General features: G+C 71.6%; 19 protein-coding genes. 6 read left to right on the top strand and 13 right to left on the bottom strand.

Annotated elements, in window-relative coordinates; translation table 11 throughout:
• Window positions 1-36: 36 nt before the first annotated feature.
• On the bottom strand, window positions 37-468 hold the full coding sequence (locus LNW72_RS10515) for a hypothetical protein (protein WP_250975155.1): 432 nt from the start codon (window positions 466-468) through the stop codon (window positions 37-39).
• Window positions 469-1,113: 645 nt separating this feature from the next.
• Here LNW72_RS10515 and LNW72_RS10520 point away from each other — a divergent pair.
• Window positions 1,114-2,052 (top strand): hypothetical protein, encoded by a 939-nt coding sequence (locus LNW72_RS10520; protein ID WP_250975156.1) that lies wholly within the window; start codon window positions 1,114-1,116, stop codon window positions 2,050-2,052.
• Here the strand turns inward: LNW72_RS10520 and LNW72_RS10525 are convergent.
• The 5 genes from LNW72_RS10525 to LNW72_RS10545 form a co-directional block, all read right to left on the bottom strand.
• Window positions 2,049-2,582 carry an NUDIX hydrolase gene (locus tag LNW72_RS10525; RefSeq protein ID WP_250975157.1) on the bottom strand — a complete coding sequence of 178 codons (534 nt, stop codon included), beginning with the start codon at window positions 2,580-2,582 and terminating at the stop codon, window positions 2,049-2,051. The two genes, LNW72_RS10520 and LNW72_RS10525, sit on opposite strands and share 4 nt — an antisense overlap.
• A 233-nt stretch (window positions 2,583-2,815) precedes the next feature.
• The gene (locus LNW72_RS10530) at window positions 2,816-3,802 is read right to left on the bottom strand and encodes an NADPH:quinone oxidoreductase family protein (protein ID WP_250975158.1); all 987 of its coding nucleotides are present in this window, start codon (window positions 3,800-3,802) and stop codon (window positions 2,816-2,818) included.
• A gap of 13 nt (window positions 3,803-3,815) precedes the next feature.
• Window positions 3,816-4,415, bottom strand: coding sequence for a TetR/AcrR family transcriptional regulator (locus tag LNW72_RS10535; RefSeq protein WP_138353295.1), 600 nt, complete (start codon window positions 4,413-4,415; stop codon window positions 3,816-3,818).
• Window positions 4,416-4,470: 55 nt separating this feature from the next.
• Entirely contained in the window at window positions 4,471-6,132 is a 1,662-nt protein-coding gene (locus LNW72_RS10540) for a class I adenylate-forming enzyme family protein (RefSeq protein ID WP_250975159.1), read from the bottom strand.
• Complete coding sequence (locus LNW72_RS10545) at window positions 6,129-6,911, bottom strand: SDR family oxidoreductase (RefSeq protein WP_250980094.1); 783 nt, start codon at window positions 6,909-6,911, stop codon at window positions 6,129-6,131. The genes LNW72_RS10540 and LNW72_RS10545 overlap by 4 nt, the downstream gene beginning before the upstream one ends.
• Window positions 6,912-7,087: 176 nt before the next feature.
• Here LNW72_RS10545 and LNW72_RS10550 point away from each other — a divergent pair, with 176 nt between their 5' ends.
• Window positions 7,088-8,500 carry a serine-threonine protein kinase gene (locus LNW72_RS10550; protein ID WP_250980095.1) on the top strand — a complete coding sequence of 471 codons (1,413 nt, stop codon included), beginning with the start codon at window positions 7,088-7,090 and terminating at the stop codon, window positions 8,498-8,500.
• A 50-nt stretch (window positions 8,501-8,550) separates the two neighbouring features.
• Here the strand turns inward: LNW72_RS10550 and LNW72_RS10555 are convergent, their stop codons facing one another.
• From LNW72_RS10555 to LNW72_RS10565, 3 genes are all read right to left on the bottom strand, one after another.
• On the bottom strand, window positions 8,551-11,376 hold the full coding sequence (locus LNW72_RS10555; RefSeq protein WP_250975160.1) for a penicillin acylase family protein: 2,826 nt from the start codon (window positions 11,374-11,376) through the stop codon (window positions 8,551-8,553).
• 296 nt (window positions 11,377-11,672) lie between these two features.
• Window positions 11,673-12,461 carry an aminotransferase class IV gene (locus tag LNW72_RS10560; protein WP_250975161.1) on the bottom strand — a complete coding sequence of 263 codons (789 nt, stop codon included), beginning with the start codon at window positions 12,459-12,461 and terminating at the stop codon, window positions 11,673-11,675.
• A gap of 134 nt (window positions 12,462-12,595) precedes the next feature.
• Complete coding sequence (locus LNW72_RS10565; RefSeq protein WP_250975162.1) at window positions 12,596-14,134, bottom strand: hypothetical protein; 1,539 nt, start codon at window positions 14,132-14,134, stop codon at window positions 12,596-12,598.
• A 191-nt stretch (window positions 14,135-14,325) separates the two neighbouring features.
• Here LNW72_RS10565 and LNW72_RS10570 point away from each other — a divergent pair, with 191 nt between their 5' ends.
• Both LNW72_RS10570 and LNW72_RS10575 read left to right on the top strand, forming a co-directional pair.
• Window positions 14,326-15,759, top strand: coding sequence for an amidase (locus tag LNW72_RS10570; protein WP_250975163.1), 1,434 nt, complete (start codon window positions 14,326-14,328; stop codon window positions 15,757-15,759).
• Window positions 15,760-15,886: 127 nt separating this feature from the next.
• Window positions 15,887-16,348, top strand: a complete 462-nt coding sequence (locus tag LNW72_RS10575; RefSeq protein WP_250975164.1) for a MaoC family dehydratase — start codon at window positions 15,887-15,889, stop codon at window positions 16,346-16,348.
• An 83-nt stretch (window positions 16,349-16,431) separates the two neighbouring features.
• On the opposite strand, the gene LNW72_RS10580 is transcribed toward LNW72_RS10575, so the two are convergent.
• Complete coding sequence (locus LNW72_RS10580) at window positions 16,432-17,055, bottom strand: TetR/AcrR family transcriptional regulator (protein ID WP_250975165.1); 624 nt, start codon at window positions 17,053-17,055, stop codon at window positions 16,432-16,434.
• A 72-nt stretch (window positions 17,056-17,127) separates the two neighbouring features.
• A complete protein-coding gene (locus tag LNW72_RS10585; protein WP_250975166.1) occupies window positions 17,128-18,288 on the bottom strand; it encodes an acyl-CoA dehydrogenase family protein in 1,161 nt (386 codons plus the stop codon).
• Window positions 18,289-18,350: 62 nt separating this feature from the next.
• Between LNW72_RS10585 and LNW72_RS10590 the strand changes: the two genes are divergently transcribed.
• Window positions 18,351-19,001, top strand: a complete 651-nt coding sequence (locus tag LNW72_RS10590) for a TetR/AcrR family transcriptional regulator (RefSeq protein WP_250975167.1) — start codon at window positions 18,351-18,353, stop codon at window positions 18,999-19,001.
• Complete coding sequence (locus LNW72_RS10595; protein WP_250975168.1) at window positions 18,994-19,500, top strand: DUF402 domain-containing protein; 507 nt, start codon at window positions 18,994-18,996, stop codon at window positions 19,498-19,500. Before LNW72_RS10590 ends, LNW72_RS10595 begins: the two co-directional genes overlap by 8 nt.
• Window positions 19,501-19,646: 146 nt before the next feature.
• On the opposite strand, the gene LNW72_RS10600 is transcribed toward LNW72_RS10595, so the two are convergent.
• Together LNW72_RS10600 and LNW72_RS10605 are read right to left on the bottom strand one after the other, a co-directional pair.
• On the bottom strand, window positions 19,647-20,750 hold the full coding sequence (locus LNW72_RS10600) for a Zn-dependent alcohol dehydrogenase (RefSeq protein WP_250975169.1): 1,104 nt from the start codon (window positions 20,748-20,750) through the stop codon (window positions 19,647-19,649).
• 208 nt (window positions 20,751-20,958) lie between these two features.
• A complete protein-coding gene (locus LNW72_RS10605) occupies window positions 20,959-22,359 on the bottom strand; it encodes an aldehyde dehydrogenase family protein (RefSeq protein WP_250975170.1) in 1,401 nt (466 codons plus the stop codon).
• Between the last annotated feature and the right edge of the window lie 45 nt (window positions 22,360-22,404).

The following is a 22,404-nucleotide window of genomic DNA, read 5'->3' on the forward strand; positions in this document are numbered from 1 at the left end:
CCGCCCGGCTCGACCCGGTTCGACGGCAGCGGGGGGTCAGCGGGAGGGCGGCGCGAAGGGTTCCCTGTCACGGTATCGGGGCCTGCCGTCGGTGCCGTCAGGGTGTTGGTCGAGCGGGATCACCCGGTACGCAATACGGCACTTGGCGTCCGCGTAGAGGAGCCGGCCGGGTCCGGAAGCCCCGGCTCGGTACCCGATGGGAACTGCGGCCGGGGCGAGGATCGGGTCGTGGCAGTAGTGACACCAGTCGTGCGGCTCAGCAACGACGGTCGCCCCGCAGGACGGCTCGCACGCGTACAGCTCGACGTAGTCGGCATGTACGCCCGTGCCCATGGGCACGGGACCGAGCGACCGGGCACGGTACAGACGCGCCTTGCAGAGCGCGCAGTTCAACCCCTGTAGCTGGTTGATCGCCAGCCGTTCCGGGTCGGGGACGGACGGGTCGGTGCTTGACTCTGCGGAAGTCATGGATGGAGCGTGGCCCGGCTGCTTCCGACCAATCAATGACAGCCGGATCATGAAGACGGGGCTGTCTCATAGTGCCGCTGTTGATCCACGAGTGCCCGTCATAGGCCTCCTATGAAAACACTGCCCGTGTCACGGGGAGTGCCTCTACGGTGGGGATACAGCACCATCTGGAGGCGCTCTGTGCCACGCTCCGACTCCAAGAAGGACATCGCCCGGACGCTCATCCATCGTGCGAACGCCGAGCAGTGGACGGTCTGGCAGTTGGCCGAGGCCATCGCCCACGCCTGCGCCTGCTCGCTCCTCCAAGCCCACCGCCTTGCACGTGGGGCGACCCTGGAAGCGACCCGCGCTGACCTCGAGGCGGTAGGAGCCAGCGTTACCGTGCAGCAGCTGTCAGCCTGGGAGACCGGGCGCGGCCGCCCCTGCGACCCGAACCTTGAGCATCTGTGCCGCCACTACGCCACCCGCCCCGACCGACTCGGGTACGGTCGCGACTTCACACCGGGCGCCCAGGCGGCTAGCGCTCAACCCTCAGTAGCACCCCGCCCAGCCGCTGCCGAGGAACCCCCGCCGGAGCTCGGTGAGATCGGCCCCGGCCCTCTGGAAGGCAAGACACTCGGGGCCCTCGGCGCCGCCCGTCGAAGCATGGCCAGCACCCTGGAATCCCCGCTGTCCGAGACGGTCCTCGATCAGTGGGAGCGGCAAGCCGTTGAGTACGGGTACGCCTACCAGGTCGCCCCACCCGCGACGCTGCTGCAGGACAGCGTCGCGGACTTCGCCGAGATCCGGGCGCTCCTCAACCGTCGGCAACCCGCGGACTCCCGCATCCGCTTGTGCCGCGTCGCCGCTCAACTCGCCGGCACTGCGGGCATCGCACTCGTGGCACTGGGCGAACCCCGTGAAGCGCGACAGTGGTTCCGTGTCGCGCAGCTGGCCGCAGACGAGACCAGCGACCGGGCGCTGCGCGCATGGCTGTTCGCCCGCGAAGCCGTCATCCCCTTCTACTACGGGTCACCCGCCGCCGCGCAGTCCCTTGCCGAGCGTGCCCGCCTTCTGGCCGGGGCGATTCCTTGCGCCACATCCGCCTGGGCGCCCTCCCTCGAAGCCCGGGCGCTCGCCCGCATGGGCCGGCACCACGAAGCCCAGGACGCGATGCGCCTGGCACACACGGCCTTCGACCGGCTGAGCTCGGCCGACACGTCGGACACTGCCTACGGCTACACCCGCCGCCAACTGGTCTGGCACGAGGGCAGCATGTGGACCACGATCGGCGACACCCGCCGGGCGCAGGCTTCGCTGCAGACCGCCCACGACCTGTACTCGGCGGACGAACACCTCGACCAGGCGCTGATCACCATGGATGAGGCGACGTGCCTCGTCGGAGTGGGTGAGGTGGCTGTCGCGTGCCAGGAGACGGAGCGGCTGCTCACCAGCCTGCCTGCAGAACATCTCACCGGCATCGTCGTGAACCGGGCACGGGACCTGCTCAACGTCCTACCGGCGCGCAGCAAGCTGACGGCCGCCGTCCTCGATCTGCGGGAGCTCGTCGAGGTCCAGGCGCGCCCGGCGATAACGGCCGGCTAGCGGCGGGCGAGCAGCTGCAACAGGCCGGTGACCGCGACGCCGGCGACGATCTGACGGTCGTCGATCATCTGCTGCACCGCGGTGAGCGGGAACCACTCGATGCGGTCGGCCTCGTGGGTGTCGACCGGGTCGGCGACGCGCACGGGATCGCGGGCGAGGAACACGGTGTGCTCGGCGTTGCACATTCCCCCGATGGGTTGGTTGTACGCCAACGGTTCCAGTGCGGTGGCGGCCACCTGGTAGCCGGTCTCCTCAAGTACTTCCCGGGCCGCGGCCTCAGAGAGCGTCTCACCGTCTTCGACGATGCCGCTGGGGATCTCCCAGTTCCACGTATCCGTGGCGAAGCGGTGGCGCCACATCAGCAGCACCTCGCCACGGTCGTTGTGCAGAACCGTGGCAGCGACGGGGGCCAGCTTGATGAGGTGGTGCTCGTATCGGGCCTGGCCGGGAGGCTGGAGGTCCACCAGATCCAGCTCAACCCAGGGGCTGCTGTAGACGGTGCGGGCTCCGTAGATCGTCCATTCGCTCACCGAGGGCCTCCGGTTGGCAGCAGCGACAAGATCGGCCAAGCCTGCCACAGCCTTTGCGCCACCTGGTGATGCTGCCGTGGCAGGCTGATCCGATCGGCCAGGACCTGGCGGAGGTCCGGACATCGAGCTCGCCCGGCGTATCGAAGCAGCGGCGGCGGGCCACGGCGCCCGGTAGCGGGGGCGCAGAAGGCCCCGCCCGACGTGGGCGGGACCGTTGCGCGCCCGTGGGCGGGTCAGTCGTTGACGACGACCACTCGGCCCGTGGTCTTGCCGTCGGCTACTCGTTGGACGGCTTCCGCCGCGCCCGCCAGGGGGACCCGTTCGCTGATGTACGGCTTCACGCTTCCCTCGGTGGCGAGGCGGGTGAGGGTTTCGTGGGCCTGGAGGACGGCTTGGGGGTCCTTGGTGTTGTAGAGGCCCCAGTGCAGGCCGAGGATCGAGTAGTTCTTGACGAGGGCGTGATTGAGGCCGGGGGTCGGGACCGTGCCGCTGGTGAAGCCGACGATGACGATGCGGCCCTCGAAGGCGATGCACTTCGTCGACCTGGTGTAGGCGTCGCCGCCGACCGGGTCGTAGACGACGTTCGCGCCGCGGCCGTTGGTGGCTTCCTTGACGACGGCCACGAAGTCCTCGCTGTACCGGTCGACGACGATGTCGGCGCCCAGGTCGCGGGCGACCTTCGCCTTGTCGGGGCCGCCGGTGACGCCGATGACGGTGGCGCCGGCGGCCTTGCCGAGCTGGATGGCGGCGCTGCCGACGCCGCCGGCGGCGGCGTGCACCAGGAGGGTCTCGCCGGGCTGGAGGGCGGCGCGGCGGTGGAGTCCGAACAGGCCGGTCTGGTAGCCGATGTGCAGGGCCGCGGCCTCGGCGTCGTCGAGGGCGTCGGGGGCGGGCAGTACGGTCGCGGCGCTGATGACGGCGAGTTCCGCGAAGGCGCCGTGCGGCAGGGATGCCGGGGAGATGATGCGGGCGCCGAGGTCGAGGCCCGTCACGCCCTCGCCGAGGTCGAGGATCTCGCCGCACAGTTCGACGCCCGGGGTGAACGGCAGCGGGGGACGTATCTGGTACTGGCCGCGGCACAACAGGGCGTCGGGGAAGTTGATGTTCGCGGCGCGTACCCGCACCAGCACCTCACCTGGGCCGGGCTGCGGGTCCGGTACCTCGTCGAGGCGCATCGCCTCGCGCGGCTCCCCGTTCTCGTGCACGCGCCATGCCTTCACCGGGTACCTCCAGTTATCGGGGCTGCCGCACCGAGTGCAGCAGCATGTCTGCGAAGTCCTCGGCGACCGTGGTGGCGGACAGCGGGCCGTCCGCGCGGTACCAGGTGCCGAGGTGGTGCACCGAGCCGAAGAAGTAGTCGACGACGAGGTCGGGCCGCAGTTCGACGCGGAAGATCCCCTCGCGCTGGCCCTCCTCGATCAGGGCCCGGAACTTCTCGTGGTAGCGGCGGCGCTCGGCGCGTACCGCCTTCTGCTTCTCCGGGCTCAGCTGGTGCATCGACCGGAAGAAGATCTTGGTGTCGTCCAGGTTCTCGATGCTGGTGACGACGACGTCGGCGGCGGCCTCGGCCAGCCGGGTGGGCACCGGGGCGGCCTGGGCGGCGATGGAGTCGAGACGCTCGGTCTGCAGCCGCAGGACGCGGGCGTAGATCTCATGCAGGAGATCGTCCTTGGAGCCGAAGTAGTGGTAGAGCGCGCCCTTCGTCACCCCGGCCGCCTCGACGATCTCCTGCACCGAGGTGCGGTCGTAGCCGCGCTCGGCGAAGAGGCGGGTGGCCTCGGCGAGCAGCCGCTCAGGTACCGCGGTTGCCTTGGTGGTCGTGCTGCGTGCCATGGCCTGCCCTTTCTCCGCACCGATGCGCCGGTCGACATTCCGACCGGTATGGACCCTATCCGGCGCGGGCCTTCAGTTCGCGCCGGAGGATCTTGCCGCTCGTGGTCTTGGGCAGCTCCTCGAGGATCTCCACCTCGCGCGGGTACTTGTAGGCGGCGAGCCGCTCCTTGCAGTACGCGATGAGGTCCGCGGGTTCCGCGGGGCTGTCCGGCCGCAGGCTGACGTACGCCTTGACGCTCTCGCCCCGGTACGCGTCGGGGATGCCGACGACGGCGGCCTCGCGTACGGCGGGGTGGGTGTAGAGCACGTCCTCGACCTCGCGCGGCCAGACCTTGAAGCCGGACGCGTTGATCATGTCCTTCTTGCGGTCGACGACGTACAGCCAGCCGGCCTCGTCCATGAAGCCGATGTCGCCGGTGCGCAGTTCGCCGCCGGGCAGGGCCGCCGCCGACTCCTCGGGGCGGTTCCAGTAGCCGGGGACCACCATCGGGCCGCGGACGCCGATCTCGCCGTGCGTGCCGAACGGTACGTCCGCGCCGAGTTCGTCGAGGATCCGCACCACCGTGTCGGGACCCGGGACGCCGACGGACAGGGTGCCGGACTCCGGGTCGACGGGTGCCTCCTGGCCGGCCGGGACGCTCGCGCAGGGCGCGGTGCACTCGGTCAGGCCGTAGCCGTTGCGTATGTAGGGCCCGAACCGCTCGCGGAAGCCCTCGACGACGGCGGGCGGCAGCGGGGCGCCGCCGGAGTAGATGTAGTGGAACGACGCGAAGTGCTCCCGGGTGGCCTCCGGGCGGGCCATCAGCGCCATGAAGGCGGTGGCGGGGCCGACGGTGTAGGCGGGGCGGTACTCCTGGAACGCCTCCAGGACGACGCCCGCCTCGAAGCGGTTGGTGAGCGCCAGGGTGGCGCCGTTGGCGATGGCCGAGGAGAGCTGGGCGACCATGCCGGTGATGTGGAACAGCGGCGCCATCGCGAAGATCACCGAGCCGTCGGGCAGGGCGAGCATGCTGCGCTGCCGGTCGGCGTTGTAGGAGATGTTCCCGTGGGTGTTCATCGCGCCCTTGGGGGCGCCGGTGGTGCCGGAGGTGTAGCTGATCAGCGCGGTACCGTGGCGCTCGGGGGCCGCGGTGGGCGGCGGTCCCGCGGCCGCGCGGGCCGCGGTGCGGGCCGCGGTAAGCAGGTCCTCGGCGTCGGTGGCGGGGAACCGGTCGCCGGGCAGTACGCGGGGGTCGTCGCGGGTCTGCAGGTCCAGCTCGCTGGTGACGAGCGCGATCGAGACCTCCGATCCGGCCACGGTCTGCCGGACGTAGCCGTCCCAGGCGCGGTCGGAGCAGACGATCGCCCGGACCCCGGCGTCGGCGAGGATGTGGGCGAGCTCATGCGTCTTGTACATCGGGTTGACCGGCACGACCGTGCCGCCGGCCTTCCACGCGCCGAGCAGCGTGATCACGAACTGCGGGACGTTCTGCAGCATGAGCGCGAGCCGGTCGCCGGGTGCGAAACCGCGTGCCGTCAGATGGTTCGCCAGGCCGTCGGAGAGCTCGTCGACCTCGCGGTAGGACAGCCGTCCGTCGAAGTAGGCGAGGGCGGCGCGGTCCGGGACGCGGGCGACCGAGGTGCGGAAGGCGTGCAGCACGCTCGGCGGGGCGTCGGGCAGTGCGCGCTGCTCCTCGGTGAAGTGCCGGAGCCACGGCTTGGCCGCGTACGAGATCACGTGCGGTCCCCGCCCTCTGAGCCCGTGAGGTGCTCCAGTTTCTGCTGCAGGCGGTTCATTCCGTCGATCCAGCGCTCCGGCTCCGCGGCGCGGGCCGCGTAGTACCCGGCGACCTCGGGGTGCGGCAGGATCAGGAACTGCTCGGCGGCGATCCCCGCCATGACGGCGTCGGCGAGCTCCTCCGGCTCGATCGCGGTGGGCGCGAGCACCAGCTCGCCCGCGGTGCCGGCCGCGCGCATCATGTCGGTCCGCACGCCCTGCGGGCAGACCGCGTGCACGCGGATGCCGCGGTGCCGGTAGGTGAGCGACAGCCACTCGGCGTAGGCGTAGGCGCCGTGCTTGGTGACCGAGTACGGCGCGGCGCCCACCATGGTGAGCAGCCCGGCGGCGGAGACGGTGGCGATGAAGCGGCCGCTGCCGCGTTCGAGCCATTCGGGCAGCAGCTCGCGGGCGGCCCGGACGTGGCTCATGACGTTGACGTCCCAGGAGCGCTCCCACTCCTCGTCGGTGGCGTCGGGGCCGCCGGTGCCGACACCGGCGTTGGCGCAGAAGACGTCGATCGTGCCGCCGAGCGCGTCGCGCGCCTTGCCGACGACGCCCGAGGCGTCGCCCGGTACGGCGATGCCGCCGATCTCGTCGGCGACGGCCTGCGCGGCTCCGGCGTTCAGGTCGTTGACCACGACCCGCGCGCCTTCGGCGGCGAATCTGCGGGCCAGCGCGGCACCGATGCCGCCACCTGCCCCGGTAACGACCACTCGGGCATCGCGCAGTGTTTCCACGACCACGATCGTGTCTCCTTCGACTCGACTGGCTACGGCTCCTCTCGCATACTAAGCGGTCGGTCAGGTCGACGGAAGAGCAAAATCGTATGCGCGGGGTATGGCCGGTCTCCTCCCTGTTCGGGATGATGCGCGCACATGGCGCGGATCGAGCCGAGGTGACCGCTGTGACAACGATGAGCGTGCAGCCCTACTGGGAACTGACCTTCGACGCGGACGGGGACGTGGACACCCGGCAGCGTGATCAACTGCTGGCGGGGGTGGCCGCCGAGGGGGTCACCGATCTGGTGATGTTCTCGCACGGCTGGAACAACGACCAGTCCATGGCGACCTGGCTCTACGACCGGTTCTTCGCGCCCTTCCCCGGGCTGCTCGGCGCGGGCACGGGCGCCGGAACCAGCACGGGCACCGGCACCCGGGTGCGGCTCGGCTATGTCGGCGTGCTGTGGCCCGCCATGCGGTTCAGCGACGAGCCCATCCCGGACTTCACGCCCTCGCTGACCATCGCCCCCGTCCCGGCCACCGGCCCGGTCCCGGCCGCCGCGACCGCCCCAGCCACCGCCCCGGCCACCTCCCCCGGCGGCCGGACGGAGCTCAGCGAGGAGACGTGCCGGGCCCTGACCAGTACGTTCCCCGGCCAGGACGCGACGGTGCGGCGGCTGGCGGAGCTGCTGCGGGAGCGTCCCGACTCCCCCGAGGCGTTGGTGGAGTTCGCGCGGCTGGTCCGTGATCTCGTGGCGCTGCCGGCAGGCAGCCCCGCCGCCGCGTTCGCCGCGGACTCCGGCGACGGCGGACCGCAGCCCGACCCGGCGATCCTCGCCGACGACCCGGTCGGGCTCTGCGCGGAGCTCACCGCGGCGCTCCAGGAGACCGGCGTCGATCTGGGCCCCGACGAACCGGGTGAACAGCGGCTGCTCGGCGGGCTCGGGAAGAAGCTGTGGAACGGCGCCCACGAACTGCTGCGGCAGGCCACGTACTTCGCGATGAAGCGGCGGGCCGGCACCGTAGGCCAGCACGGCCTCGGCCCGGCGCTGGGCCGGCTGTCGCAGTCGTCGGGAACGGTACGGGTGCACCTGGTGGGGCACAGTTTCGGCGCCCGTCTGGTGTCGTTCGCGCTGCTCGGACTGCCCGCCGGGGCGCACAACGTCAAGTCCGTGACGCTGCTCCAGGGCGCGTTCTCGCACTACGCGTACGCACGGCGACTGCCGGGCGACGCGTCGCACTCGGGGGCGCTGCGCGATGCCGAGAACCGGGTGGACGGGCCCGTGGTGTCCTGCTTCTCCAGCCACGACACCGCGCTCGGGGTGATCTACCCGCTCGCGTCACGGCTGTCGCGCGACGACTCCTCGCTCCTCGGGCTCGGCGACCGCTGGGGCGCGATGGGCCACGACGGCATCCAGGCCGTCGACGGCACCCGGCGGGCGACGATCGAGGACGCCCGCGCCGGGCGGTTCCCGGTGTCCGGGTGTGTGAGCGTCGACGTGTCGGCCGTGGTGTGCAGCGGCTCCCCGCCGGCGGGCGCGCACAGCGACATCTGCCACGAGGAACTGGCGCGCGTGGTGCTCGCCGCGGGACGGATCTCGCACTGAGACTACGTCCCGCGGCGCGCACCTGCTCCGTTCTACGTCACCAGGGGTTCCTACCGGTGCGCGGGGAACTCCACGACCTGCTGGAACGTCGGCCGGTTCTGCCAGCTGATCTTGTCCTGGGTGATCCCGCCCAGCGGCCGCTGGATGATCGTGTCGGAGCACCACTGGTCGCCCGCCGAGCAGTTGGCGTCGGCCGGGTAGACGGTGGTCGCGGGCTTCGCGACCGCCTGCTTCAACGTGGCCAGCAGCACGTCACGGCAGGCGCCGAGGGTGCCGCCGCCGCAGAAGGCCTGCGGCGTCCAGCCCTGCACCGGGTCGCCGAGGACCGTCCGCAGGTCCTTGTCCGCGTAGCTCCACCAGCCGTACTGGAACGCGCTGCCCGCGTGCGCTCCGGTCGGCCCGTGGCCGGCGGACGGTGACTCGTCGATCGACAGGTTCGCGGTCAGCGCCGCGTACAGGCCGTCGCCGAGCCCGGGCCGGAACGCGCCGTCGATCAGCAGCGGCCACCACGCGTCCATGGTGCGGACCGCGTCCGCGTTCGCGTACGCGTGGGAGCCCGCCGAGGTCTCCTTGCGCTTGCTGCCCGCCGTGCCCCAGTCGGACAACTGCTGGACGGCGGTGACCAGTTGCGGGTCGGTGACCGGTGCGCTGCGCAGCACGCGCAGCAGCTCCGGCAGGACGTCCTCACCGCGCAGGTCGGTCAGCGCGGCGTCGGCCATCGCCTTGGTGAGCGCGGACCGGGTCACCCCGCCCGCGGCGACGAGCTGCTTCACCCGGTCGTTCAGCAGGTCCCCGCGGTGCACGGGGCCGTTGCCGAAGCCGGCCGAGGTGAAGTCCTTGGCCTGCTTGTTGTTCCACGAGACGTAGTAGTCCTGGTCGACGGATTGCGGGTGCTGCGCGGGCGGGGTGTAGGTGGCGGTGTTCGACGCCGGGTTCCAGCCCTGCCACTCGTAGGCGGCCTCCGCCTTCACCGGGAACGAGGGGTCCACGCCGGCGGCGCGCACCGGATTCGTCCCGCTGTTGTAGTAGGCGGTCTGCCGCGAATCCGCGTAGAACCAGTTGAAGGTGTAGTTGATGTGCTGGGTGGCCTGCTGGAACGTGGCCGCGTCATGGACGAAGCCGGGATCGTTCAGCATCTGGAAGCCGATGATCGAGTCGGCCTCGTGCCGGTACGAGCTGCGCAGCGTCGTGTATGCGACCGCCTTGCCGCCGACCGTCGCGCGGTACTCCACCGGCCCGTACGCCGTGCGGTAGACCTGCATCCGGTAGGAGCCGGCGGCGGTCGAGTCGGCGACGGTGGGCTTCCAGGAGTTGACGCGCTCCAGCTTCTCCATCGCCGTGCAGACACCGTGGTAGACGTAGTGCACGGCGTCCTGGCACAGCTCGACGGCGTAGGTGTCGGTGATGTCCTGGCCGGCCGAGGTGGCGCTCCAGGCGTAGTCCTGGCCACGGCCGAGTTCCACGTACATCCCCAGCCCGGCGAACGAGGCGCCGCGTGCGCTGATCCCCGGTCCCTGGAGCTCCTGGAGCATCAGCAGTTGCGGTGCGAAGTAGCCGGTCTGCGGGCCGAACACGGCGAGCGGATGGCCGCTGGCGGTGTGCGAGCCGCCGACCACCAGCGCGTTGGACATGCCCTTCTTGGTGGAGAACAGGTTCGCCGGCAGCGCGCCGTTGTCGAAGATGCCCTGCGCGGCCTTGAGCGGTCCGGCCTTGACCGGGGTCTTCGCGGCGGTCGCCGCGCCACCCGTCCGGTCGTAGACCAGCGGTTCCGCGACCACCGTTCCGGGCTCGGGCATCGCCGCGCCCTGCGGGTTCGCCGGCTTGCCCGCGTACGGGAAGCTGGAGCCGTCGTGCACCGTCAGCATGGCCTCGGGGTCGTTGCGCTCGCGGAACGTCTCCCAGACCGTGGTGCCCTGGGTGACGCCGTACTTCTGCTGCGCGGCGAGCAGCGAGATCGCGCTCTCCACCTCACCGCCGCCGCCGGATCCGAAGAGCGCGCCGATGACCGAGCCGAGCGCGATCAGGTCGGTGAGTTTGAATGGCTGGATTTCGCCGGCGTTGGTGATCGCGTCGATCTGGCCGGTCAGCACGTACTCGCCGGGGAAGTACCGGCCGTTCTTGGACTGGGTGATGTAGGCGTTGATGCCGTTGACGTACGCCTGCGCGTCGGCCAGCGCCTGCTGCCCGCGTGCGCCGTTGCCCGCCGTGATCTGGTCGACCTGCGCCTGGAGGTCCGCCTCGGTGTACGGGGCGGCCCGCCAGAACTCCTGCTCCAGCTGCTGGTTGGCGGGCGCGCCGCCCGCGAAGGACGACAGCTGACCGCGTCCGACGTGCCGGAACAGGTCCATCAGCCACAGCCGGTCCTGCCCCGCCGCGTACCCCGCGCCGTACTCCGTTCCGTCGCGGGTGGTGCCCTTGATGTGCGGGACGCCGGTCTTCTTGTCGCGGGTGATGGTGACGTCGGCGCGCGGCGTCGTCACGGACGCGACCTGGCCGGACGGGACGCCGAACGAGGCGTCGTTGAAGAAGTTGGTGATGGTGGCATCGGTGAGCGACGGATAGCCCGTGGCCAGGTTGGCGTACGGTCCGAGCTGGTCGGCGGCGTGCGCCGGCCGGGTGCCGAAGACCTTGTGGGCGAGGATGTCGGCGAGCGTCGCGTTGCCGTTCTCACCGGGCGGCAGGATGTCGCCGCACTGGCCCTGGCAGTAGTCGGTGGTGGGGTCCGCCGCCTGGGCCGCCTGCGGCAGCGGTACGACGAGGGTGACGCCGAGCGCGAGCAGTGCCGCGGCGGTCACCGTTCTGAGCTTGCGGGTGACCGCCTTGCCCTTGCGGGCGCCTACCTTGCCGGTGCGTAGTCTGCCGTTGCGTTGTGGCATTCCTGCTCCTCCCGGAGGCCGATGCGCCGGAGGTTACCGCCGGTACGCTCCGGCCGGAAGGTGAACATGCGTCACCTTTTTGTTCGGCTTTTCCGGCCGCCGACGGGTTTACCGACAAGCAACGGCCGTACCGGGAGGTAGGAGAGGCCGTCGGCCGCGCGGACCGTGGTTGGGGGCCGTGGTTGGGGGCCGTGGTTGGGGACCGTGGTTGGGGGCCGTGGTTGGGGACCGCGGTTTCGGACCACGGCTCGCACCACGGCTCGCACCACGGCTCGGACCACGACTCTGACAGCCGCTCAGAGTGCGTCCCACGGAGCGGAGTCGAAGAGCCCGATCACCCGCTTCACCAGATCCGCGGCCGTCGGCAGGATCAGATCGTCCAGCCGGCCGACCGGAGCGATCCCCCGGGAGTTGCAGGCGAAGGCCCCGTCGAACGATTCCACGTCCGCCACCGTGACCCGCCGGTGCCGCCACGGCAGGCCCGCCGCGTCCATCTCCCGCTGGATCACCCGCATCGTGATGCCGTGCAGGGCGGGCGCGTCGGGCCAGACGACCGTGTCGCCGTCCGCGAAGCCGACGTTGGTGATCGCCCCCTCGGAGATCACGCCACCGGGCCCGACGAGGAGCGCCTCGTCGAATCCCGCCTCGTGCGCGGCGTTGCCGAAGTAGCCCTGGGCGAAGCCCCCGACGTGCTTCACCTGGGCCACGGGCCGCTGGTAGTCGACGGACATCAGGCTCTGCGGACCGCTCGGCGCGGGCCCTGGACCCCGGACCGTCACCATGAGGGAGACGTCACCGGCCTCGTCGGGCCGGAAGACGTTGACGCGCACCGACGCGTCGACGTCGTCACCCAGCGCGTGCCGGACCGCGTCCAGCACCCGCCCGCCGTCCAGCCCGGTGCCGAACAGCTCCCGGGTGGCGCGCTCCAGCCGATCGAGATGAAAGTCGAGACCGCGCACCGCGCGCCCTCTGACCTGCATGGCGGTGAAGTGGCCATAGCTGCTGACCATGACGAACCGCGCGAGCTCCTCGGCGGTGGCGGGGTGGCCGTCGAACTCGATCCGGAAGGCAGGGATACCAGTCATACCCTTCACCCAACCACGCCGCTTCCCCCGGCCGGCTCCCACACCGACCCGTCGTGCGCGGCACGCCGCGAGCGCACCGTCCAACGGGCACCGCCTGGGCCGGTAGTGTGACCCGACTCCACCGGAGCCCGGTGTCAGCCCGCCTCCGGAACTCCGGGCAGCCAGCCGTCGAGCAGCCGCTCCATGACCGCCGTGGGAAGGGCGCTGTTCTCCGCCGCTCCCGAGGCCAGGTCCCAGTCGGGGTCGGCCAGCAGTTCCACCAGGAGCGCCGGCGGCATCGCGGGGTGCTGGACTGCGTAGCGGCGTCCGTCGCTGTGTTCCAGACAGATCAGCAGCGTCTCGGCGGTGGCCGACGGGTGGCGGGCGATGGAGCGCAGCGCCTTGCGGACCGCGCGGGAGTCGAGCGCCATCCGGTGCAGCAGGCCGGCGGAGCAGTGCGGATTCGCTGCGACCGCGCTGTAGACCGGCGGCCCGTGCCGTTCCGCGATGGCGTGCAAATGACCTGCGGTGAGGGAGGGATGGGGCGCGACCCGCTTGGCCACTCCCGCATCCGGATCCGTCACAAAACCGGCGAGCAGATCGGCCGGCAGATCTTCCCTGACGGCGGCGAGCGCCCGCACCTGGGCGATGGGAGACGCGGCCAGCAGCCGCAGTTCGTCCTCGGAGGCGGCGGCGATCCTCGGCAGGATCTCCCGTCCGAAGCGCTGGTGGGCGGCGAGCGAAATGAGCACGTCCAGCGGGATGGCCGGGTTGGTGCCGAGCTCGCGCAGGACCACCGAGGAGGAGTCCCCTGCAAGGCGTCGCAGCAACTGCTCCGGGACCTCCGGGTTCGCGGCGAGGGTGCGCCGGACGTACGGGTCGGCATCATCGGCCAGAGCGGTGTACACCTCGTCCGCGATGCCGGACCGCTCGGCGATGCAGGCCCGATGCCCGGGGTCCGGCAGCGAGACGAACGCCGCCAGGCCGTCCGGTGGCGTCGCGGGATTCTGCAGTGCGGAGAGCTGGACCTCGCGGATGCCGGGTGCGTGGTCACCGCACTGGGCACGGCGCCCGGCCGGGTCTTCGACGGTGTGGCACGACCCGCACATGGTGGGCGGCGGGCTGCCACCGTCGGCGAGCAACCCCGCGAGGATACGGGCGGGAACCTGATCGTTCCGGGCGAGCGCGGACCGTACGGCCGTGCTCGGGTGCCGCGCAAGCGCCTCCATCAGGTCGGAGGGCAGTGCCGCGTTGCCGGCGAGTGACTGCAGGACGCCGTGGTCCGGGTCGTTGGCGAGGACGTAGAAGGTCTCGCCGAGGTCCCGCTCCAGATCCGCCACCTCCCAACGGATGTCCCGGTCGGGGCAGATGGCGAGATCCGCCGCCCAGGAGATCGGCGCGAGGCCGCTGACCAGGGCGGCGAGTGCCACCTTCGGGTCGTCCCGGGGCACCTCCTCCAACAGCAGGGACCCGGCCCACACGAGCGTCTCCCGCACCGCACTGCCGCCGCGCTCGACGAGCGCCTGCCGGAGCGCGGGCCCGAGATCGGTCCGCTGCGCGAGCTCGCACAGGAGCTCCTCATCGGCCCGGTCGATGAAACGGGCCAGCAGATGCTGCGGAAGCGCTTCGTTCTCGGCGAGGCCGCACAGCTGAGCCCCGTGTTCCAACGCCGGATGGCGCACCGCTTCCGTCACCTGTCCTCCGTGGTGTCAGCCCGCGTGCGGGCATCACGAATCATGACCCACGTACGCGTGTGCTGCTTCCGGCCGGTGGGCGGCCGGTTCCGCTCGTCCGCTGCGACCGGGGTCTGGTCGCTACCGGCGGGTAGTGCGAGGATCGCGACGCACGGTGACGTGACGTCGAACAAGCAGAGGACGGGACAGCCATGGCGCAGCTGCACGATCTGACCGCGGTGGAGCAGGCGGAACAGGTGCGGAGCGGATCCGTTTCGCCGGTCGAGCTGACCGAGCACTATCTCGACCGCATCGAGCGGCTGAACGAGACCGTGGGGGCGTACATCACCGTCACCCCCGAGATCGCCCGCAAGCAGGCGGCCGACGCGGCGAGCGAGGCGGTGGCCGCGCGCCGCGAGGGGCGGGAACTGCCGGCGCTGCACGGGGTTCCGGTGCCGGTGAAGGACCTCAACTTCGTGGCGGGGGTGCGCTGCACGCTCGGCTCGCGGGCGTACGCCGACCACATCCCCGACATCGACGACCATGTGGTGACGAAGCTCCGCGAGGCGGGGACGATCCTGCTCGGCAAGACCAACACCCCCGAGTTCGGGCTGCCCTGTTACACCGAGAACCAGCTCGCGCCGCCCGCCCGCACCCCCTGGGACCTGGAGCTGTCCGCCGGCGGTTCCAGCGGGGGCGCCGCCGCGGCGGTCGCGGCCGGGCTGGCGCCGATCGCGCAGGGCAGTGACGGCGGCGGCTCGATCCGCATCCCCTCGTCGGTCTGCGGGCTGTTCGGCATCAAGCCGAGCCGGGGGCGGATCAGCGGCGGTCCCGTGCAGCACGATGTGAGCGGGCTGAGCACGTCGGGGCCGATCGCCCGGAGCGTCGCGGACGCCGCCACGCTGCTCGACATCCTGGCGGGCCCGATGCCGGGCGTCCCGTACGCCGCGCCCTCGCTGCCGCTGGGCGCGAGCTTCGCCTCGTACGCCGGGGCCGAGCCCGGGCGACTGCGGGTGGTGGCGCTGCCGACCCCGCCGGTGCCCGGCGTCGAACTGCATCCGGACTGCCGGGCGGCGTACGACGCGGCGGCGGAGCTGCTGCGCGGCCTCGGCCACCAGGTGGACGAGATGGAACTGCCGGTGGACGAAGGCATCCGCGACGCCTTCGGCAAGGCGTGGGCCGTGATGTCGACCGTCTACCCGGTCGCCCCGGAGCACGAGGAGCTGCTGATGCCGCTCACCCGGCATCTGCGCGAGCAGGGCGGCCGGGTGTCGGGATCCCAGTTCGCGGCGTCGCTGTACGCGTTCCGCGCGCTGGGACAGCTGATCGCGGACGCGCTGCTGTCCTCGTACGACGTCATCCTGACCCCGACGCTGGCCCAGCCGCCCGCCCCGGTGGGCGGGCTGCGCAACGACGCCGACCCGGAGGCGGAGTTCGCCGGCCTGGCGGCCTTCACGCCGTTCACCCCGCTCTACAACGCCACCGGCCAGCCGGCGGTGAGCGTGCCACTGCACTGGACGCCGGCCGGTCTGCCGATCGGCGTGATGTTCGGCGGCCGGTACGGGGACGAGGCCACCCTCATCGCGCTGTCGGCGCAGCTGGAGGCGGCCCGGCCGTGGGCGCACCGGCGGCCCTCGATGTGGTGAGCGGACCCGTCAGGGAACGCTGAACCCTTCTGTGCCCGCCGTCCGGGCGTTGACACGGCCGACGCGCGGAACCATGCTGAGCAAGCGCTTAGTAACCCGTCGGACAGTTGGGCACAGGAGGCATCAGATGTCGCAGGCCAGGATCTTCGCTTCGCTGGACGATCTCCGGGCGGCGGTCGGCGAGCAGTTCGGTCCGACCGGCTGGCTGGAGATCGACCAGAAGCGGATCGACCTGTTCGCGGAGGCCACCGGCGACCACCAGTGGATCCACGTCGACCCGGAGAAGGCCGCGCAGGGCCCGTTCGGCACCACCATCGCGCACGGCTATCTGACGCTGTCGCTGATCCCGTCGCTCACCCCCGGCCTCTTCCGGGTCGAGGGCGTGAAGATGGGCGTCAACTATGGCGTCAACAAGGTCCGCTTCCCGGCGCCCGTCCCGGTCGGCTCCCGGCTGCGGGCGACCGCGCAGATCGCGGAGGTCACCGAGGTCGGCGGCGGCGTCCAGCTCGTCACCAAGGTGACGATCGAGCGCGAGGGCGGCGACAAGCCGGTGTGCGTCGCGGAGACCGTGGCCCGCTTCTACCTGTGAGCGGCCACGGCACGCCGTGAACGGTTACGGCACGCCGTGAGCGGTACGGCACGCGGTGAGTGGTTACGGCACCCCGTGACCCGCTACGGCACGGGCTGTCGCGGGCCGACCATGCGCCCGACGAGGTCGGCGTAGAGCACGCCGACGTCGTCGGGCGTACGGCGTCCGTCGGGGTTGAACCAGCGGGCGACGTCGATGCACAGCGACAGGATGGCGAGCGCCGTGCCGGCGACGTCCGGCACGTCGAACTCGCCGGTCCGTACACCGTCCTCGATGATCGAGCGGACCGCGCGCTCCGACTTGCGGCGCAGCGCGACGATCTCGGTGTAGTGGTCCTCGGCGAGAGCCCCCAGCTCGTACTGCACGACGCGCGCGGTGGTGTGCCGCTCCGCGTGCCAGCTGACGAAGGCCCGCACGGCGACGGCGAGCCGCTCGCCCGGCGCGCCGGGACCGTTGGCGGCCTCTTCGAGCAGCCCGACGGAGCGCAGATGGCCGACCCGGCTGATCTGGTAGAGCAGCTCTTCCTTGGTCTTGTAGTGGATGTAGAGCGCCGCGGGGCTCATTCCGGCGCGCCCGGCGATGTCCCGGGTCGTCGTCGCGTGATACCCGCGCTCGGCGAACGCCTCGACCGCGGCGATCACCAGCCGACGGGCCGCATCGGGGGTGACGTCGCTCCACGCGTCGGTCGTTCCTGCCTCCACATCCATGGCCGACACCTTACAGCCAAGGTGAGCAAGCGCTTAGATACCGGCCGGTCGGTCAATCGGACCATTCCGTGCTCAGAACGCGGAGACCCCGGTCAGGGCGCGCCCGATGAGCAGCTTGTGGATCTGACTGGTGCCCTCGTACAACGTCATGACGCGTGCGTCCCGCAGCAGCTTCCCCGCCGGGTACTCGTCGATGTACCCGTACCCGCCGAACACCTGCAGCGCGTTGTTGGCGGCGCGCACCGCGGCCTCGCTCGCGTAGAGCTTCGCCACCGAGGACTCGGTCGCGAAGGGCAGCCCGCGGTCGATGTGGTCGGCGACCCGCCAGGTGAGCAGCCGGGCGGCGTCCACGTCCACCGCGATGTCGGATATCAGCTCCTGCACCAGCTGGTGGTGGGCGATCGGCTTGCCGAACTGCTCGCGCTCCCCCGCGTACGCCACGGCCGCGTCCAGGCACGCCTGGGCGATGCCGACACAGCCCGCCGCGACCGACATCCGGCCCTTGGCCAGGGCGGACATCGCCACCGAGAAACCCTTGCCCTCGGGCGCGATCATGGCGGAGGCCGGTACGCGGACACCGTCGAGCACCAGCTCGGCGGTGGCCTGGCCGCGCAGCCCGAGCTTGCCGTGGATCTCCGTGCGGGTCAGCCCCGGGGTGTCGGTCGGCACCAGGAAGGCGCTGACGCCCTTGTGGCCCGGCTTGTCCACGGGGTCGCCGGTGCGCGCGAAGAGCAGCACGACATCGGCCCAGGTGCCGTTGGTGATGAACATCTTCGAGCCGGTGATGACGTACGAGTCGCCGTCGCGCACCGCCCGCGTCGTCAGGTTCGCCGCGTCCGAACCGGTACCGGGCTCGGTCAGCCCGAAGCAGCCGACCGCCTCACCGGAGGTGAGCCGCGGCAGCCACGCGCGCTTCTGCTCCTCGCTCCCCCAGTACGCGATCGACTTGGCGACCAGCCCCAGCGACACCGAGACGATGCCGCGCACGGCCGAGTCGCCACGCCCCAGCTCCTCGGTGACGAGGCAGTACGCGAGATGGTCGCCGCCCGAGCCGCCGTACTCCTCGTCGATGGTGAGCCCGAGGAAGCCGAGCGCGCCGAGCTTCTTGACGATGCCCCGGTCCACACTCTCGGCACGGTCCCACGCCACCACATGCGGCGTGATCTCGCGCTCGGTGAAGTCCCTGGCGAGCTGCCGGACGGCGGTCTGCTCCTGCGAGAGCGCAAGGTCCACGGGGACACCTCCCATAAATTAGCACCGCTAGTTTCTATTCCGCAGGCCCTACTATGCGTGGCATGGCCCGCCCTCGCAAGCCCCTCCTGAACCGCGAACTCATCGTCGCCGCGGCGCTCACACTCGTGGACGCGGAAGGTCTGCAGGCGCTCTCGACCCGGCGGCTCGCCGCCGTACTCGGGGTCAGCGGGCCGTCGCTCTACAACCACTTCAAAGTCAAGGACGACATCCTCGACGCGGTGGCCGACACGGTCGTCTCCCAGGTCGACCTGTCGATGTTCCAGGGCGGCCCCGACTGGCGGACGGCGCTCCTGGAATGGGGCCGCTCCTACCGCGCGGCACTGACCGCGCACCCCAACATCGTGCCGTTCCTCGCCCAGGGCCCCGGCCGCCGGCCGGCCGGCCTCCGCATGGCCGATGCCGTCTTCGGCGGCATGGTCGACGCCGGCTGGCCCCCCGCACACGCGACCCGGATCGGCGCGCTGATGCGCTACTTCGTGGCCGGCTCGGCCCTCGGCTCCTTCGCCCGCGGCTTCGTCGACGACGCGGGCGCGTACGACCCCGCCGACTACCCGCACCTGGGCAGCGCGCATCTGCTGGCGGAGCATCAGCAGCAGGTCGACGAGGGAGCGTTCGAGACGGGGCTGCGGGCCCTGGTCGACGGGCTCTCCATCCAGTACGACGACGGCGGTTACGATGCCCCGCATGTCTGATGACGTGCGGGTGGAGTACCGGAAGTACGACGGATCGTTGCACTGGAACATGGCCATGCACCGGCTGGGCGAGGACGAGCACGGCGTCTGGCTCGGACTGCCCGCCGACAGCGTGATGCGCAAGGGCCACGGCCCGGAGGTCCCCTGCCCGGAGGCGCAGGTGCTCCTCTTCCCCCGGCAGGGGTGGTGGACGGCGGCCTTCAACGCGGCGCCCCGCTCCACCGAGATCTACTGCGACATCACCACCCCACCCGAGTGGCGGTCCGCGTCCCTGGTCACCATGGTCGACCTCGACCTGGACGTGATCCGCAAGCGCGGCGAGCCGACACCGCTACTGGTGGACGAGGACGAGTTCGCCGAACACCAGGTCCGCTACGGATACCCGGCCGACGTCATCGACCAGGCCGCCGCAGCGGCGCAGTGGCTCATGCGGCAAGTAGGCGACGGCGCCGAGCCGTTCACCACGGTCTACCGCGGGTGGCTCGCCCAGGTCGAGTAGCCACGAGGTCCGAACGCGAGGTGCCCGGGGCCGGAGGGGTGGTGGTTCGAAATGCCGCCGAGCCATTTGTGGGCCGCCAGGCCCGTAAATAGTCGATTTCGAACCGCCGCCCCGCAGGACCCGGGCACCGCACCCACGACGCACGATCAGTCAAAAACGACCAGCGCCCGGCCACCCCGCCCAGCCGTCATAGCCTCGAACGCCGCCGGGATCCCGTCCAGCCCGATCCGTTCCGTCACCATCGCGCCCAGGTCCAGCCGCCCCGCCCGGATGTGTTCCGCCAGCACCGGCAGGTCCCTGGCCGGGTCGCTGTTCCCGTACACGCAGCCGGACAGCGTGCGGCCGAAGTAGAACAGTTCCAGCGCGGTGAACGTGACCTGCTGGTCCTGGCCGCCGATGCCGACGACCGTCGTCCGGCCGCCACGCCGGGTGGACGACCAGGCCGTACGGATGGTGTCGGCGCGGCCGACGCACTCGATGGCGACGTCCGCGCCGTACCCACCGGTCAGCTTGCGGATCCGCTTCGCGGTGTCAGAAGCGCTGGAGGAGTCGGTGGAGGCCAGCACGAACTCCGTGGCGCCCGCCGCCCGCGCCAGCTCCTCCTTCGCGGCCGAGACATCGACCGCGATCACCGCCCCCGCGCCCGCGATACGGGCCGACTGCAGCACGGACAGCCCGACGCCCCCGACCCCGAAGACCGCGACCGACTCCCCGGCGCGGACCCGGGCGGCGTGGTGCACGGCGCCGTAGCCGGTGAGGACCGCGCAGCCGAGCAGGGCGGCGTCGGTGAGCGGGATGCCGTCCGGCAGCGGCAGGATCGCGTTCTCGGGGACGACCGTCTCCTCGGCGAAGACGGCGGTGCCGAGGCCGGGGTACAGCTCGCTCCCATCGGCGGAGAGCTTCGCGTACGGGACGGTGGCGGCGGCGCCGGCGTTGGCGCAGAGCCACGGCTCGTCCAGGGCGCAGAAGTGGCAGGTCCCGCAGGAGGGCGCCCAGTTGAGGACGACGCGGTCGCCCGGCGCGACCGCCGTGACCCCCTCACCGACCTCGATGACGGTCCCGGCGCCCTCGTGCCCGAGGACGGCCGGGACGGGCTGGCGCAGCGTCCCGTTGGACAGCGACAGGTCGGAGTGGCAGACGCCCGCGGCGGCGAGGCGGACCCGGACCTGGCCGGGGCCCGGTGCCGGGATCTCGATCTCGGTGACGATCAGGGGCTGGCTGACGGCGGGAAGGACGGCGGCGCGGACCACGGGGTTCCTCTCGGACTCTCTTCTGGGACGGCTCAGGTCACCCGGCTCTGACACCGTTCGGGCAGCCGGAAGCACGGTACTCAATCACTGCGGATCACCGGAAAGTGACCGGGGCCCGACGCGGGGCCGGGCCCGACGCGCGGACAGGGCCCGACGCGCGGACACGTCAGAGCGGGCACGTCAGAGCGGGCACGTCAGAGCGGGCACGTCAGAACTGCAGCGACTTCGTCTGCAGATACTCCGCCAGCCCATGGGCGCCCAGTTCCCGCCCGACACCCGACTGCTTGTACCCGCCGAACGGCGCCAGCGGGTTGAACCGGCCGCCGTTGATGTCGACCTGACCGGTGTCCATCCGGCGGGCGAAGGCCACGGCTTCGGACTCCTCGGCCGCCCAGACCGCGCCCGCGAGACCGTAGACGGTGCCGTTGGCGATGCGCAGGGCGTCGTCCTCGTCCTGGTACTTCAGGATCGCGACGACCGGGCCGAAGATCTCCTCCTGGGCGATGGTCATGTCCGGGGTGACGTCGGCGAAGACGGTCGGCCGGATGTAGTAGCCGTTCCTGAACCCCTCGGGGGCGTCGGGGCCGCCCGCGACGACCCTGGCGCCCTCCTCGATGCCGCGCCGGATGTAGCCGCGGACCCGGTCGCGCTGCTTGGCGTTGACGACCGGCCCGAGCCGGTCCCCCGGCACGTACTTGGCGGCGGCGGCCGTGGCGATCTGCACGGCCTCGTCATAGCGGTCGGCGTCGACGAGCATGCGCGTCCAGGCGCTGCAGGTCTGGCCGGAGTTGGCGAAGACGTTGCCGAGCCCCACGTTGACCGCCTTGGCGAGGTCGGCGCTCGGCAGGATGACGTTGGCGGACTTGCCGCCGAGTTCGAGGGCGACGCGCTTCACGGCGCCGCCCGCGGTGGCGCCGATCTGCCTGCCGACGGCGGTGGAACCGGTGAACGAGACGAGGTCCACGCCGTCGTGGGCGGCCAGCGCCTGGCCGGCTACCGGGCCCAGGCCGGTGACGAGGTTGAACACCCCGGCCGGGATGCCCGCCTCGTCGACGGCCTCGGCGAAGAGCTGCGCGGTGAGCGGGGTGTCCTCGGCGGGCTTGAGGACGATCGTGCAGCCGGCGGCCAGCGCGGGGGCGACCTTGGCGACGATCTGGTGCAGCGGGTAGTTCCAGGGCGTGATGGCGCCGACGACGCCCACCGGCTCCTGCAGCACGGTGGAGTTGCCGACCTTCTCCTCGAAGGCGTACGACGCGGCGAGTTGCGCGTACGAACCCGCGACGGCGATCGGGAGGTCGGTGTGGACGGCGGCGGCGAAGCCGAGCGGAGCGCCGAGTTCGGCGCTGATCGTCCCGGCGATCTCCTCGCGGCGGGCGGCCAGCCGGTCGCGCAGTGCGCCGATGAGAGCGGCGCGGACGGCGGGGGCGGTCGCGGCCCACGCGGGGAGCGCGGCGCGCGCGGCCCGCACGGCGGCGTCGACGTCCTGCGGGGTGCCGGCCGGCACGGATCCGATGACCTGCTCGTCCGCCGGATTGACCACCTCGATCGACTCGTGCCCGGCGGCGGGGCGCCAGGCCCCGTCGATGTACATGCCGTCGTGAGCCTTCACGTCGTCGTCCTCCCGGTAGGGGGCGGGTCTGCCTGACCCACCCAA

This window comes from Streptomyces sp. RKAG293, from assembly GCF_023701745.1.
Taxonomy (GTDB): Bacteria; Actinomycetota; Actinomycetes; order Streptomycetales; family Streptomycetaceae; genus Actinacidiphila.